Consider the following 14378-nt stretch of genomic DNA (forward strand, 5'->3'; position numbering starts at 1 on the left):
AAACTCCAATGTTTCGTGATTGGAGCTGCCAGACATCGCTGCTAAACAATGGGTGGCAGCTGTACGCAGGTTAGCAGACCGGAACATTGGGAACCCGGCGCACCCTAAGGTGCCCTGCGCACAGCCACCATAAAGCGTTGGCGTAAAAAAACGCCTTGCTTGAGATGGCGCTTGTGCGCCCAATGTCGAACGTTCGAGCTGCTAAACCCGGTCACTGAATTGACAGTGACGGACGCAGACTAGACGCCGAAAAGGCAGGGCACAAGCGCTGGGGATTCTCTCGGAAATGTCCTTCGAAGGAAAGGGAAGGGGCGTTCAGGAGCGACGATTTCAGACTTTTTCGCGATCAGTGGAAACACTGCAAAACAACTGTGGGAGCGGGCTTGCCCGCGATAGCGGTGTGTCAGCCAATACTTCCGGTGGCTGATCCACTGCCATCGCGGGCAAGCCCGCTCCCACATTTGATCTGTGTTGGATTTGAAGGGGGTGGTGCTCAGGTCCACCAATACCGCACGAGGTGAAAGAAAATCGGCGCCGCAAAGCACACCGAATCCAGTCGATCGAGCATCCCGCCATGCCCTTCGATCATATGCCCCCAATCCTTGACCCCGCGATCGCGCTTGATCGCCGACATCACAATCCCGCCGGCAAACCCCAGCAGGTTGATCAACAGTGCAATCAAGAACGACTGCCACGGGTTGAACGGGGTGGTCCACCACAGCGCCGCGCCGATCAGCGATGACAGCAGGATCCCGCCGACAAAGCCTTCCACGGTTTTCGACGGCGAGAGGTTGGGCGCGATCTTGTGTTTGCCGAACAGCTTGCCGCACACGTACTGCAACACGTCCGACAGCTGCACCACGATCACCAGGTAGGCGATCAGCAGCAGGTTGCGACCCTCATAGCCGACGATATCCAACGTGAGCAGCGCCGGTACGAAGGACACGCAGAACACCGCGATCATCAAGCCCCATTGCACTTTCGACGCGCGTTCCAGGAAGTGCGTGCTGTCGCCGCCCAGCGAGGCCAGGATCGGCAACAGCAGGAACACGTAGACCGGAATGAAGATCGAGAACAGTCCGTACCAGTCGAAGTAGATCAGCAGGTATTGCAGCGGCAAGGCCAGGTAGAACGCGGCCACCAGTGCCGGGTAATCACTGCGCCGGGTGGGCGTGAGGGTGAGGAATTCCCGCAGTGCGTAGAACGACACCGCGTAGAACAGCAGGATCACCGCACCGGTGCCGAGCCAGAAGGCCACGCCGATCACCACCACCATCACCCACCAGGCGTTGATGCGGGCGTTGAGGTTGTCGATCACCGCATTCGGGGTGCCGCGTGTGCGCAGTTTGAGGATCAGGCCGATCAGCGAGGCCAGCACCAGGATCGCGCCGATTCCGCCGAACAGCATCAGGGTTTGGCTATCCATGTCAGGAATGCTCCGGGGCGAGGGCGAGCAAGGCGTCGCGGGTACGGGTGAGGAACAGGGCTTTGTCTTCGCCGTCTTCCAATTGCAGCGGCGCGCCGAAGCTGGTGGTGCACAGCAACGGCAGCGGCAGGACGCGGCCTTTGGGCATGACGCGGTTGAGGTTGGCGATCCACACCGGGATCAATTCGGCCTGTGGGTAACTTTTCGCCAGGTGATACAGGCCGCTCTTGAACGGCAGCAGGCCGTCTTCCAGGTTGCGTGTTCCTTCCGGGAAGATGATCAGCGAGTCGCCGCTTTCCAGGGCCGCGAGCATGGGCGCCAAAGGGTTATCCACAGGGTCTTTGCGCTCCCGGTCGATCAGCACGCCGTTGAACACGCGACTGATGATGTAGCGGCGCAAGGCGCTCTTGTTCCAGTAGTCGCTGCCGGCCACCGGGCGCGTGAATTTGCGCAGGTTCTGCGGCAACGATGCCCACAGCAACACGAAGTCGCCATGGCTGCTGTGGTTGGCAAAATAGATGCGTTGCACCGGTACCGGCGCGCAACCGAGCCACAGGCTACGGGCCCCGGTGACGGTGCGGGCCATGGAGGTAATCAGGGTGGCGACCACGGGTTCGAACATAAGGATTCCTTATCCAGCGAAGGGCAGCCAGGGGCTGGCCAGGATGACGGCCAATGTCAGCAGTACTTGCGCGGCCAGCAGGTACGCTTGTTTGCGCAACAGTTTCAACGCGCCGCGACGGCGCTCGGTCCAGGGCCGGCCCGCACGTTTGGCGGATTGCAGGCCGAGGGTTTGCAGGGCCAGGTCGAGGTCGGGGGTGCGATCTTTATTACCGGCCAGCAAGGCGAATAGGTCGGCATCGAAGGCCACCCGCAATGCCCAGTATTTTTGCAGCAAGCCGAGAATAATCATCCACAGGCTCAGAATCAGGCAGATCGGCGTGACGGTGGCCATCAACAACTGAGCCAGGCCGAACAAGATGCCGAGCAAAGTCAGGCCTGTGGATAACTGATCCAGCGAACGACCCCGACGCAGCAGGCTGGCGACAACCTGTAATTCCATGTCAGCGCGCATAAGGCAGGCTCTCCAAGGCTTCACGATGGGCGGGGTGCAGGACCACCTGAGTACGCGCCGTACGAATCATCGCCACGGCTTCATCGACGGTGGCCGCACGCGCAGTGGTCAACAACCAAGCGGCGACGGCAGTGGCGCTGCGCGAATAACCCAAGGCGCAACACACCAGCAGCGGCCCGTGCTGGCGCAGGCGTTCGATGGCTTGTGCGGCGTCCAGGCATTGCTCAGTGGTGGGGGCGGTCAGGTCCAATACGGGCACGCTGTAATAGGCTCGGTCCTGTGGATCCAGCGCTAACTCGGCGCAGAGATCGACGATGGCCTTGAACGAACCCAGCTCGTTGCCTGTGGGAATTCGTCCCAGCCAAACGTTATCCACAACTTGATCGGGCTGTGGATGTTTGCGCGTCCACAGCCGTGAATTGATCCAGGCAGCGGCCAGATAAGGCGCAAACAGCCAGCGTGCCGCCGGGCTGAGTTGGCCATCGGCGCGCTTCTGAAAACCCGAAGCGCCCAACACCAGATAACTCGCCTTCACCAACCCCAGGGAAACCGCCGGCCACAGTAGCCACAGCCAGCCGCCACCCAACACAAACGCCAGGATCACCAGGGCCAAAGACCCAAAGCCATAGCGCAAGCCCAGGCGCCAACGCTGCGGGTCTCGGGTGAGCCGTGCACTCAACAGTGGGCTCGGGTGTTCCAGTGGCCATAACCACACGCACAACCAGCCCAGCAGCGCGCCTGTGGGTAAGTCGATAAAGTGGTGTTGATAAGTGGTGAGCACTGAAATGCCGATCAGGGCAAACCAGCCGTGCACCAGCCAGCGCCACAGGCCTTGGGTATGCCGTTGGAACATTATCCACAGCACCACCAGCAGGGCGATATGCAGCGAAGGTGCCTGATTGAACGGCTTATCGAAGCCTGCGAGCACGGCAAACAACCAGCCGAACACGCCGTCCAGTTCCGGCCGCTCAAAGGTGAAACGCAACGGCCAGATCAGGAAGCAACTGACTGCGACGATCTGCGCCGTCAGCAGACGCAGGGCGTGTTGTTTCAGCTCATGGCGAGTCGAGGGCAACAGCAGGGAGAAGCCGTAGAGCAGATCAATCGACCAATAGGGGACGATGGTCCAGGCCCAGAACGGGATATGGGTTTCCCAGCCAAACACCATCGTGCCGACATCGCTGCGTTGGCTGGTGACCCACGTGGCAAACCCATAGGTGCTGAAAAACAGCGGCGCCAACAGCAGCAGCCACAACACTGCCGGCTTTAACAGGCCTGGTTCGCGCATGGTCAGATCTTCTGTGCCAGAGACACGCTGAAAATCCCCCATTCATCCACTCGCTGGGTGATCTTGCGGAAACCGGCGGCCTCCACCAGTTGATCCATTTCTGCCTGGGTGCGTCGACGCATCACCCAAGCCTGGCCCTGACGGTGACTGGTAAGGGCACGCGCGATCAATTCCAGCTGCGGGTGCCACGGTTGGCCGGTGTAGACCAGATAACCACCGGGCTCCACTGCTTCGGCCAGCCCGGCCAGCGAGCCGCCGACCATCGCGTTATCCGCGAACAATTCATACAGGCCAGACACTACCGCCAAGGTCGGCTTGGGCTCCAGCGCCGCCAGGTCCGCGCGATCAAAGGCATCGCCTTTGACGAATTGGGCGATATCGCCGAGACCTTTTTCACGAATCAGTGCGCCACCGTCGCGCACGTTGATATCGCTGTAGTCGCGCAGCAGGATCGATTCCGGCAGGGGTGTGACGCCCTGCAAGGCTTCCAGAATGTAGCGGCCGTGGCCGGCGGCGATGTCGACGATCCGCACTTCGCGGCCTTCATCACGCAGTTTGGCCATGGTCAGGCGCAGCAGCTCTTCGACATTCAATTTGCGCTGACGAATACCGCGCCAGCCAATGGAGTTCAGGTAGTTGGTGTCGATCATCCGCCCCAGCGCGCCCTTGCCGGTGGGCGTGTTGCGGTACACATAGTCCAGGGTGCTGCCGGAGTCGAAGCCGGTGTCGAAGCCCAGCTTCACCCCGTCCGACAGCTTGCTGCCCAGGCCCATGCTGGCGCGGGTCATGCGCCAGTACAGGTCGCGCAGCGAGTTGTGGGGCAGCGGTGCGGCGAGGGATTCGGATTCGGCGCAGGTCAGGCCGAACTTGTCGGCGTCCAGCAGGGAAGCACGGTCCAGCGGGTGTTCGAAGTTCTGCAGGATAAAGCGCTTGGCACTGCTCAAGGCCACGGCGCGGTCACGTTCACCCAAGGTGTCGTGAAAGAAGCCGGGGAGGATGTGCAGCTCCTTTTTCAGGCTGCCGAGGCGGTCGAAGAACTGCTGCTGCGGTTTGCGGTGGACCACAAAGTCCGAGCCGGAAACCAGCAACTGGGTTGGCACCTGAATCGCCTGGGCATCGGCTACAACCCGGTCAGCGGCTTCATACAGGCCGAGCAGCACATTCACCGAAATCGCTTTGGTGATCAGCGGATCGCTGTCGTAGGACGCCACGCGTTCCGGGTCATGGCTGAGGAACTTGGCCTTGACGTAGCTGTTGACGAAAAAGTTGCCGCGAAACGTGCGCATCAGCGCCAGGCCGGTCCGGGCGAAAGGCACGTAGAGCTTGACCTTGAAGGCCGGCGAGGCGAGCACCAGGGAACGGATTTTCGGTGCGTAATCGTGGACCCACGTTGCCGCGATCACCGCGCCCACGCTCTGGGCGATGACAGCGAGGTTTTCTTCTTCGATGGCGTAGGTGGCGTGGATGTGGTCACAGAAGGTCTGCACGTCCCGGGCGCTGGTGGCGAAGCTCGGGCTGTCGCCGCGCTCGCCAGGGGATTGGCCGTGGCCGCGGGCGTCCCAGGCGAAGAAGTCGAACTGCGGCAGGTCCAGTTCATCCACCAGGTGGGCGATGCGCCCGGAGTGTTCGTGGCCGCGATGGAACAGCAGGATCGCCTTGCGCGGCGTTCCGTCTGTCGCTGCAGTCGCGGGCCAGTGACGGTAGAAAAGCTCTACGCCGTCATGGGTGCTGAAGGTGTGCTCTTGCTGTTCGCGCATCGCAAAATCCTTATGCAGAAGGAGAGGTCGATTCTTCTTTCAAGCCTTGGCGTACACGGTTGACCAAGGTATAGGCCAACAACGCAGCGACGAGCCACATAACAGCGTCGACCCAAACGGCACCGAGCCAGCCGAGCGCAACGCCGGTGGCCAGCACGCCGAGGACAAACGCCCGGTCACTTTTGCCCATGGGGCCGTCATAGCGCCGCGAAGCGCCCACCATCGGCCCAAGTACGCCGGCGTACTCGCTGAACACCGCCAGCAAGGCCACCAATAGCACCGGCGCCAGGCTCACGCCGGGGATCAGCGCAAACGGCAGGATCAGCGCGCTGTCGGCGATCACATCACAGAGTTCGTTGAGGTAGGCGCCAAGTCGCGACTGCTGGCCGAATTCCCGGGCGAGCATGCCGTCGATGGCGTTGAGGGCCATGCGCAGGATCATCCACACGGGAATCAGCGCAAAGAGCCACAGGTGCTGGGCAAAGCTGGCAATCAGCAGACCCACCAGCAGGGAAATGACCCCGGCCAGCACGGTGATCTGGTTGGCAGTGGTGCCGTTGTCGTAGAGGCGCTGGACCAATGGCCGCAGCAGGTTTTGAAAACGCGGTTTGAGCTGATAGATCGAAATCATGAAGGTGACGCTTCCTTGTCCGTTAACCCGCGAAATACTTTTTCCGGAGTGTGACGATTTATCGCGGCGGACACTAGTGATGGCTCGTGTTTATAGGGGTTTTGTCGTTCTTCATGTGCAATCGAACAAAAAATTCACGCTCTGTGTTATATGGTAACGAATTGTGTACAAGTAGGCGTGTGTGGATGCGAGTGGATCTAGAAGCTGAAGGCGCTGCCGTCGACGGGTTGCCGCGTTTTCAGCAAGGGATGTTTCATGCCCGGCGTTTACGTCAGGCCGGTATCGGCCTGACGGCACTGGCCATCAGCGGCTGGGTGCTGGCGCTGTTTGTGGTGTTGTTTACGCCGCTGTCGATCTGGCCGGTGATGCTCATCAACTGCTCCTCGGCATTGCTGGTGCTGGTGGCCGGGTTGCAGTCAGCCTGGTGGGTGGCCGATTGGCGGGCCCAGGCATTGGAAGGGCTGACGGCGCCACTGATTGAGCCGCCGACGCCTGTGGAAGATTCCGGCTGGTACGACCGCCTGCTTGGCCGCATCAGCAATGGTTGGGGGGGCCTGCTGGCGCAGATCGGTGCGCCAGTGCTGTGGCTGTGCGGCTGGTCCCTGCTGGCATTGCTCAGCATCGTCGAATTCTGGAACCTGGCATTACCGCCTGCTGCGGTAGGCCAGGCCGCGAGTGTCGGCGCGGCAGTCGCGTTGCTGCTGGCCTTTGGTTTGTTGGTATTCGAGCGACGGCTGGCCCAGGAAAGCACCGCCCAGTGGCCGGAAGCCGGGCAACTGGCGCAGTTGAGCCGGGTGGCGATCATCTGCCTGGTGATCAGTGCGATCTGCCTGTTGTTTGCAGGTGAAGAGTCCGTCTGGCCACTGCGCCTCGCGGTGCTGATCGGTTTGCTGCCGGCGCTGGTGGCCCTGGAGTTTCTGCTGCGGGGCGTGCTGTCGCTGTTCAGCCCGCGCCAGGAACGCCTGGAACCCCGGCTGATGGCGCAAAGCTTTATTGCCGACCTGCTGCGCTGGCCGCCGCAACCCTTGCTCGCTTTGCAGCACGAACTGCACAACCGCTTCGGCATCGACCTGCGGCAGATCTGGGCGTTTACCTACATGCGCCGGGCGTTTCTGCCGGTGTTGGTGGTGGTGCTCGCGGTGGGCTGGTTGCTCACGGGCGTGCATGAAGTTGCCCTGCAAGGCCGTGGGATTTATGAGCGCTTTGGCAAACCGGTAGAGGTCTTCGGCCCGGGCTTGCATGTCGGTTTGCCTTGGCCATTGGGCCGAGTGCTGAGTGTGGAAAATGGCGTGGTCCACGAGTTGGCCACCAGCGTCGGTGAAACGGCCACCACCGAGTTGGCGCCCGCCGAGGGCCCGGCACCGTTGATTGCCAATCGTCTGTGGGACGCCAGCCATGTGAATGACAAGTCCCAGGTGATCGCCAGCAGCAGCGGCGACAAGCAGAGCTTCCAGATCGTCAACATGGACGTGCGCTTTGTCTATCGCATCGGCCTGACCGATCAGGCCGCGCTCGCTGCCACTTACAACAGTGCCGATGTGCCCACGCTGATCCGCAGTACGGCCAGCCGCATCCTCGTGCATGACTTTGCCTCGCGCACCCTCGATGAATTACTCGGGGAACAGCGCACCGGCCTCGCCGATGAAATAGGTAAGGCTGTACAAGCCGATTTGCAGACACTCGACAGCGGCGTGGAAATCCTCGCCACGGTGGTGGAAGCCATTCACCCGCCTGCCGGTGCAGCCAACGCCTACCACGGCGTGCAGGCGGCGCAGATTGGGGCCCAGGCGTTGATCTCCCGGGAGCGCGGTGCGGCCAGCGAGCAGACCAACCAGGCGCAGTTGCAAGCCAGTACCGCCCGCGACCAGGCCCAAGCCACGGCCCATGAGGTCAACGCAGGCGCACAAGCGGCGGACCTGCGCTTTGCTGCCGAACAAAAGGCCTACGCCAGCGCCGGCCAGGCATTCGTGCTCGAGCAATACCTCAGCCAACTGAGCCAGGGCCTGTCCCAGGCCAAGTTGCTTATTCTTGATCATCGTCTGGGGGGCAGCAGTGCACCGACGATTGATCTGCGTTCTTTTACTTTGCCGGCCGACCCTTCGGTGCCGCGTAAAGCCGTTCAATAAGGAGTCTGTCTGTTGAGCGCTCATTCTCACGATCATGGTCACCACCACGGCCACCACCATCATCACCATCACGGTGAAGAGCAGGCAGCCGGCCCGTTCCCTTGGCGCCGTATGGCCTGGGCTGTGTTGCTGGTGCTGTTTGCTGTGGCGGCCGCCAGCCTGGTGCAGGTGCGTTCCGGCGAAGCCACGGTGATCACCCGCTTTGGCAACCCAGCACGAGTGCTGTTGGACCCGGGGCTTGGCTGGCGCTGGCCGGCGCCGTTCGAAGCGGCGATCCCGGTGGACCTGCGCTTGCGTACCACCTCCAGCGGTTTGCAGGACGTGGGTACGCGGGATGGCTTGCGGATCATCGTGCAGGCCTATGTGGCCTGGCAGGTCCAGGGCGATGCCGACAACGTGAAACGCTTTATGCGCGCCGTGCAGAACCAGCCGGACGAAGCGGCGCGGCAGATTCGCACCTTTGTCGGCTCGGCCCTGGAAACCACCGCCAGCAGTTTTGACCTGGCCAACCTGGTCAACACCGATGCCAACCAGGTGCATATCGCCGACTTCGAGGCGCAATTGCGCCAGCAGATTGATCAACAATTGCTCACCACTTACGGCGTGCGCGTGGTGCAGGTGGGGATTGAACGGCTGACTCTGCCTTCGGTGACCCTGGCGGCCACCGTCGATCGCATGCGTGCCGAGCGCGAAACCATTGCCACCGAACGCACTGCCGTCGGCAAGCGTGAAGCGGCGCAGATACGCTCCGCTGCCGAGCGTGACGCGCGAATCGTCCAGGCCGATGCCACGGTGAAAGCGGCCGATATCGAAGCGCAATCCCGCGTCGAAGCGGCGCAAATTTACGGCCGGGCCTATGCAGGAAATCCGCAGTTGTACAACTTGCTGCGCTCCCTCGATACCTTGGGTACGGTGGTGACGCCGGGCACCAAAATCATCTTGCGCACTGATGCTGCGCCGTTCCGTGCATTGGTGGACGGTCCCAAGGACGTTCAGCCATGAGTGACGCGTCCAAAGACCGGGACAGCCTCGACAGCCCGTGGATCCAGGCCGGGCGCCTGACCTTCCTCGCGCTGTACGCGGTGACCGTGCTGGCGGCGCTGGCCTGGGCATTTTCCAATGTGCGGCAGATCGACCCGCAGAACCGGGCCGTGGTGTTGCACTTCGGCGCGCTGGACCGGATTCAGAACGCCGGGTTACTGCTGGCCTGGCCGCGTCCGTTCGAACAGGTCGTGCTGCTGCCAGCGGCTGACCGCGTGATCGAGCGCCGGGTGGAAAACCTGCTGCGCTCGGATGCCGCGATCCAGGCCGACCGCGTGGCCAGTCTGGCCACGCCCCTGAGTGATGCGCTGGCGGGCTCCGGTTATCTGCTGACCGGTGACGCCGGTGTGGTGCAACTGGATGTGCGGGTGTTCTACAAGGTCACCGAGCCTTACGCCTTTGTGTTGCAGGGTGATCATGTGTTGCCGGCGCTGGATCGGTTGGTCACCCGAAGCGCCGTGGCCCTCACGGCGGCGCGGGACCTGGACACCATTCTGGTTGCTCGCCCCGAGCTGATCGGCGCCGACAACCAGGCCGCCGAACGCCGTGAACGCCTGCGCGGTGATCTGGTGCAAGGCATCAACCAGCGCCTGGTGGACTTGGCGTCTACCGGCCTGGGTTTGGGCATCGAAGTTACCCGGGTCGATGTGCAATCGAGCTTGCCAAGCCCGGCAGTGAATGCCTTCAACGCGGTACTGACCGCCAGCCAGCAAGCCGACAAGGCTGTAGCCAATGCCCGCACCGACGCGGAGAAACTGACCCAGGGCGCCACTCAGGACGCCGATCGACTGGTGCAGGTGGCCCACGCCCAGGCCAGTGAGCGCCTGGCCAATGCCCAGGCACAAACCGCCACCGTCGCCAGTCTGGCCCAGGTCAAAGATCCAGGCCTGTTGCTACGCCTGTACCGCGAACGCTTACCGAAGATCCTCGGTCAAGCCGGCTCCGTGACCACGGTCGACCCTAAAGACGATTCCCGCCTGATTATTCAGGGAGCTGAACAATGACCGCTCACGCTGCGCCGATGCTGACATCGGCCGAACAACGCAGCGCCGCTCGCCAATTGACCTTGGCCATGCTGGCCCTCGGCTTGCTCGCATTGGGTCTGGTCTGGCGCTGGCTGTCTCCGGATCAAACCGGCGTGAGCCAACTGTTGCTGGGCGTCGCCTCGTTATTGGTGGCCGTGCCAGTGATGCGTTCGGCCTGGTACAGCCTGCGTTACCCGAGCCTGCATGGCATCACTGACCAATTGATCGCCCTGGCGATGTTGGGTGCCTGGGCCACCGGTGACCTGCTGACCGCCGCCTTGCTGCCGATCATCATGATCTTCGGCCATGTGCTGGAAGAGCGCAGCGTGATCGGTTCTCAAGAGGCCATCCATGCCCTGGGCAAGCTGACCCGCAGCCATGCCCGTCTGGTGCAGGCCGACGGAACCATTGTGGAAGTGGACAACGGCACCTTGAAGACCGGCGATATCGTTGAGGTGCGCGCCGGTGACCGGGTGCCGGCCGATGGCGTGGTGCTGTCGGGGCAGGCCAGTCTGGATACCGCGCCGATTACCGGTGAATCGGTGCCGCTGGAAGCCAGCGTGGGCGTGCAGGTGTTTGGTGGCGCGATCAACCTCGATGGCTTGCTGCGTCTGGAAGTGACCCGTACCGGCAACGAGTCGACCTTGGGCAAGGTCATCGCCCTGATGCAAAGTGCCGAGCGTTCCAAGCCGCCGATCACCCGGCTGTTGGAGCGGTATGCCGGCAGCTACATGGTGTTGGTGTTGCTGCTGGCGGCAGTCACCTGGTTTGTGACCAATGACGCCCAGGCCATGCTGGCGGTGCTGGTGGCGGCGTGTCCGTGTGCGTTGGTGTTGTCGGCGCCGGCCACGGCGATTGCCGGGATTGCCGTGGCGGCACGGCATGGGATTTTGATTCGCAGCTCGGCGTTTCTCGAAGAGCTGGCAGACCTGACGTCCCTGGTGGTCGACAAGACCGGCACCCTGACGTTTGGCACCTTGCGTTTGCAATCCATGGAGACCTCGGCGCCGGATCGCCAAGTACTACTGAACCTGGCGGCCAGCCTCGGCTCAGCCAGCAGCCATCCGGTCAGCCGGGCGCTGGCCGGGCTCGCGACGCAAGAACAGATGCTGGGGCTGTCGGATATTCGCGAGCGCCAGGGTTTGGGCGTGGTGGCGCAGACCGAACAGGGTGAAGCGGCCCTCGGTCGGCCGGAGCTGTTTGAGCAACTGGGTATTGCGACCACGACGGTGCCCAATCATGACGGTCCGATTGCTGGGCTGGCGCTTGATGGGCAGTTCCTTGCCTGGTTGTTGCTCGCTGACAGCGTCAAGCCGGAAGCGCGTCAGGCCATGAAGGAGCTGCGGGAACTGGGCCTTGGCCGTCAGTTACTGCTGACCGGCGACCGCCAGAGCGTGGCCGATAGCCTGGCGCTGGAAGTGGGCATCAGCGATGTCGAAGCCCAGGCCTTGCCTGAAGACAAACTCAACCGCGTGCTGGGGGAAATCGGCAGTGGGTTCCGCCCGATGGTGGTGGGCGACGGGATCAACGATTCCCTGGCCCTCAAGGCTGGCGTGGTGGGCGTGGCCATGGGCGCGGGCGGGGCGGACATCGCCCTGGCCTCGGCGGATGTGGTGCTGATCGGCAGCGACCTGCGGCGCCTGGGTACCTGTGTGCGGCTGAGTCGTCAGTGCCGGCATACGTTGCAGGTCAATGTGATCATCGGCCTGGGCTGGACCCTGGCGATTGTGGTGTTCGCCGCCTTCGGCTGGTTGGGTGCGGCGGGGGCAATGATTGCGGCGGTGCTGCATAACCTGAGTACCTTGCTGGTACTGGGTAACGCCGGGCGTTTGTTGCGGTTTCAGGAACCGTTGATGAAGCTTGAGGAATAAATTTCAGAAAATTTTCAGGCCCGATGTAACGGCACCCGAGCACCTCACTCTAGTGCTGTGTCGGGACTGAACAATCCGTTTAGCCGACTCCATTACCGATCATGAGGAACACAAGAATGAACATTAAATCCGCTGCTGCTGGTGCCGCCTTCGCTATCGCTGCTGCTGGCATGTTTGCCGGTGTCGCCACCCAGGTGCAGGCTGCAGATGCCCAGGTTCATTGCTACGGCGTCACTTCCTGCAAAGGCATGAACGATTGCAAGACCGCTGAAAACGCCTGTAAAGGTCAGGCTGTTTGCAAGGGTCACGGCTTCAAGGCAATGACCAAGGCTGCCTGTGATGCGGCTGGTGGCAAAGTCGGCGAATAACTGACAACAGAGTGCAACCGCAGCGGGTCTACCGCCGCTGCGGACACTTCTCCCAGGAGTTCGCGATGTCCACCTCCCTCCCGACTTTGGGCTACGGCCTGGGTTTACGCAGCGAGTACTACCAGCAGATTCTTGAACAATCCCCTGCGGTGGATTGGTTCGAGGTGATCTCCGAGAATTATCTGGTCCAGGGCGGTAAAGCCTTGTACTACCTGGATGCGATAGCCGAGCGTTATCCCCTGGTGATGCATGGTGTGTCCCTGTCCATCGGCGGGCCCCATGCCCTCGATATCGACTACCTGAAGCAAATAAAACAACTGGCCGAGCGGGTCCAACCGGCGTGGATCTCCGATCACTTGTGCTGGAGCCGCGGTAGCGCGCACCAGTTGCATGACCTGTTGCCACTGCCTTACACCGAAGAAAGTCTGTACCACGTCGCCGGTCGTGTGCGGCAGGTGCAGGATGTGTTGCAGCGTCCCTTGGTACTGGAAAACGTCTCCAGTTATGTGCGATCCAAGGCGGATGAATTCACCGAGTGGGAATTCCTCAACGCCCTGACCCACCTCAGCGGTTGCCAGCTATTGCTGGACGTCAACAACGTCTACGTCAGCTCCCGCAACCATGGCTTTGATGCCTGGACCTTTATCCGCAACCTGCCTCCCGAGAGCATCCGCCAACTGCACTTGGCCGGGCACATGGATTATGGCGATTATGTGATCGATACCCATGATCACCCGGTGTGTGATCCGGTCTGGGCGCTGTATCAACAAACCCTGGAACACCTGGGCCCGGTCTCGACGCTGCTGGAGCGTGATGACCACTTTCCACCCTTTGAAGAGCTGCTCACCGAGTTGGCCAAGGCCCGGGAGCTGGGGGCGACGGCCCTGGGCAGGAGAGCTTTATGCGCCTGACCGACTGGCAGTTGGCGTTTGAACAACATCTGTTATCAGAGACCGTCAACAGCAGCTTCAGCGCCACGTTACTCGGCGGCCCGACGCTGGATGTCGACACCGGCCTTGCGATCTACCACAACGCCTACCACGCCCGATTGCAGGACGTGCTGCGCGATGATTTCAGCGCTGTGTGGTATTGGCTGGGGGACGATGAGTTTGCGCAGTTGAGCGGGGCCTATATTCGCCGTTATCCCTCTGCTCATTACAGTTTGCGTTGGTTCGGCGAGCGGTTTCCCGGGTTTATCCTTGAACACCTGATCGCTGAGCAAAGCGCGCCGCTGGTCGAGCTGGCACGTCTTGAATGGGCGTTTACCCTGGCCTTCGATGCGCCACAAGGCGAGCCGCTGATGTTGCAGGACATGGCGCAGTTGCCTCCCGAGGACTGGCCTGGTTTACAGGTGCAGTTGGCGCCTTCGGTGCAGCAGAGGCTATGTCATTTCAACAGTGTGGCGATCTGGCGATCGAGCAAGAACGAGGCGGACTTTCCTGGCAGTGACGCATTGACTGAGGCCCAGGTTTGCCTGATCTGGCGCCACCAGAATGTGTGCCAGTACCGCACCCTGGAACCGGCCGAAGCCTGGGCCTTGATGGGCATGGTGACCACCGGCTGGAGTTTTTCAGAACTGTGCGCCGAGTTGGCAGTCACTTATCAAGAGGGCGCGCCATTGCAAGCGGTGACCTGGCTGAAACAGTGGGTCCAGGACGGTTTGCTCCAACTGCGGGCACCATAGAAAAGGGCTATCAATTCGATAGCCTCCTACTTTTTCCCTGGATGGTCTACCCTCTCAGCAGACGTCTGAAACAAGGGGGGACTACT

General features: G+C 61.8%; 13 protein-coding genes. 7 read left to right on the plus strand and 6 right to left on the minus strand.

Annotation, left to right across the window (positions count from 1 at the left end; all coding sequences use genetic code 11):
* Positions 1 to 493: 493 nt before the first annotated feature.
* Genes GNF76_RS06410 through GNF76_RS06435 form a run of 6 tightly spaced genes read right to left on the minus strand, consistent with a single transcriptional unit; the run spans position 494 to position 6177 of the window.
* On the minus strand, positions 494 to 1426 hold the full coding sequence (locus tag GNF76_RS06410; protein WP_063033761.1) for a phosphatidate cytidylyltransferase: 933 nt from the start codon (positions 1424 to 1426) through the stop codon (positions 494 to 496).
* A 1-nt stretch (position 1427) separates the two neighbouring features.
* The gene (locus GNF76_RS06415) at positions 1428 to 2048 is read right to left on the minus strand and encodes a lysophospholipid acyltransferase family protein (protein ID WP_155582339.1); all 621 of its coding nucleotides are present in this window, start codon (positions 2046 to 2048) and stop codon (positions 1428 to 1430) included.
* Between the two features lie 9 nt (positions 2049 to 2057).
* Positions 2058 to 2501 carry a hypothetical protein gene (locus GNF76_RS06420; RefSeq protein WP_155582340.1) on the minus strand — a complete coding sequence of 148 codons (444 nt, stop codon included), beginning with the start codon at positions 2499 to 2501 and terminating at the stop codon, positions 2058 to 2060.
* Entirely contained in the window at positions 2491 to 3789 is a 1299-nt protein-coding gene (locus GNF76_RS06425; protein WP_155582341.1) for a phosphatase PAP2/dual specificity phosphatase family protein, read from the minus strand. The genes GNF76_RS06420 and GNF76_RS06425 overlap by 11 nt, the downstream gene beginning before the upstream one ends.
* A gap of 2 nt (positions 3790 to 3791) precedes the next feature.
* Positions 3792 to 5546: a bifunctional alpha/beta hydrolase/class I SAM-dependent methyltransferase gene (locus GNF76_RS06430; protein ID WP_155582342.1), complete on the minus strand. Its 1755-nt coding sequence runs from the start codon at positions 5544 to 5546 to the stop codon at positions 3792 to 3794.
* Positions 5547 to 5556: 10 nt separating this feature from the next.
* Positions 5557 to 6177: a CDP-alcohol phosphatidyltransferase family protein gene (locus tag GNF76_RS06435; protein ID WP_155582343.1), complete on the minus strand. Its 621-nt coding sequence runs from the start codon at positions 6175 to 6177 to the stop codon at positions 5557 to 5559.
* A gap of 185 nt (positions 6178 to 6362) precedes the next feature.
* Between GNF76_RS06435 and hflK (GNF76_RS06440) the strand changes: the two genes are divergently transcribed.
* From hflK (GNF76_RS06440) to GNF76_RS06470, 7 genes are all read left to right on the plus strand, one after another.
* On the plus strand, positions 6363 to 8303 hold the full coding sequence (hflK, locus tag GNF76_RS06440) for a protease modulator HflK (RefSeq protein WP_155582344.1): 1941 nt from the start codon (positions 6363 to 6365) through the stop codon (positions 8301 to 8303).
* Between the two features lie 12 nt (positions 8304 to 8315).
* The gene (gene hflC, locus GNF76_RS06445; RefSeq protein WP_155582345.1) at positions 8316 to 9305 is read left to right on the plus strand and encodes a protease modulator HflC; all 990 of its coding nucleotides are present in this window, start codon (positions 8316 to 8318) and stop codon (positions 9303 to 9305) included.
* Positions 9302 to 10348: a protease modulator HflK gene (gene hflK / locus GNF76_RS06450; RefSeq protein WP_155582346.1), complete on the plus strand. Its 1047-nt coding sequence runs from the start codon at positions 9302 to 9304 to the stop codon at positions 10346 to 10348. Before hflC ends, hflK (GNF76_RS06450) begins: the two co-directional genes overlap by 4 nt.
* A complete protein-coding gene (locus GNF76_RS06455; RefSeq protein WP_155582347.1) occupies positions 10345 to 12240 on the plus strand; it encodes a cation-translocating P-type ATPase in 1896 nt (631 codons plus the stop codon). Before hflK (GNF76_RS06450) ends, GNF76_RS06455 begins: the two co-directional genes overlap by 4 nt.
* A gap of 116 nt (positions 12241 to 12356) precedes the next feature.
* Positions 12357 to 12608, plus strand: coding sequence for a BufA2 family periplasmic bufferin-type metallophore (bufA2, locus tag GNF76_RS06460; protein WP_155582348.1), 252 nt, complete (start codon positions 12357 to 12359; stop codon positions 12606 to 12608).
* Positions 12609 to 12673: 65 nt separating this feature from the next.
* A complete protein-coding gene (bufB, locus tag GNF76_RS06465; RefSeq protein WP_155582349.1) occupies positions 12674 to 13519 on the plus strand; it encodes an MNIO family bufferin maturase in 846 nt (281 codons plus the stop codon).
* Entirely contained in the window at positions 13510 to 14292 is a 783-nt protein-coding gene (locus GNF76_RS06470; RefSeq protein WP_155582350.1) for an HvfC/BufC N-terminal domain-containing protein, read from the plus strand. The genes bufB and GNF76_RS06470 overlap by 10 nt, the downstream gene beginning before the upstream one ends.
* Positions 14293 to 14378 lie beyond the last annotated feature (86 nt).

This window comes from Pseudomonas spelaei (assembly GCF_009724245.1).
GTDB lineage: Bacteria > Pseudomonadota > Gammaproteobacteria > Pseudomonadales > Pseudomonadaceae > Aquipseudomonas > Aquipseudomonas spelaei.

What these genes read in the sequence shown, in the direction of transcription:
- GNF76_RS06410 (WP_063033761.1), bottom strand. Translation starts at nt 1,426, where the DNA reads ATGGATAGCCAAACCCTGATGCTGTTCGGCGGAATCGGCGCGATCCTG.
- GNF76_RS06415 (WP_155582339.1), bottom strand. Translation starts at nt 2,048, where the DNA reads ATGTTCGAACCCGTGGTCGCCACCCTGATTACCTCCATGGCCCGCACC.
- GNF76_RS06420 (WP_155582340.1), bottom strand. Translation starts at nt 2,501, where the DNA reads ATGCGCGCTGACATGGAATTACAGGTTGTCGCCAGCCTGCTGCGTCGG.
- GNF76_RS06425 (WP_155582341.1), bottom strand. Translation starts at nt 3,789, where the DNA reads ATGCGCGAACCAGGCCTGTTAAAGCCGGCAGTGTTGTGGCTGCTGCTG.
- GNF76_RS06430 (WP_155582342.1), bottom strand. Translation starts at nt 5,546, where the DNA reads ATGCGCGAACAGCAAGAGCACACCTTCAGCACCCATGACGGCGTAGAG.
- GNF76_RS06435 (WP_155582343.1), bottom strand. Translation starts at nt 6,177, where the DNA reads ATGATTTCGATCTATCAGCTCAAACCGCGTTTTCAAAACCTGCTGCGG.
- hflK (WP_155582344.1), top strand. Translation starts at nt 6,363, where the DNA reads ATGCGAGTGGATCTAGAAGCTGAAGGCGCTGCCGTCGACGGGTTGCCG.
- hflK (WP_155582346.1), top strand. Translation starts at nt 9,302, where the DNA reads ATGAGTGACGCGTCCAAAGACCGGGACAGCCTCGACAGCCCGTGGATC.
- GNF76_RS06455 (WP_155582347.1), top strand. Translation starts at nt 10,345, where the DNA reads ATGACCGCTCACGCTGCGCCGATGCTGACATCGGCCGAACAACGCAGC.
- bufA2 (WP_155582348.1), top strand. Translation starts at nt 12,357, where the DNA reads ATGAACATTAAATCCGCTGCTGCTGGTGCCGCCTTCGCTATCGCTGCT.
- bufB (WP_155582349.1), top strand. Translation starts at nt 12,674, where the DNA reads ATGTCCACCTCCCTCCCGACTTTGGGCTACGGCCTGGGTTTACGCAGC.
- GNF76_RS06470 (WP_155582350.1), top strand. Translation starts at nt 13,510, where the DNA reads ATGCGCCTGACCGACTGGCAGTTGGCGTTTGAACAACATCTGTTATCA.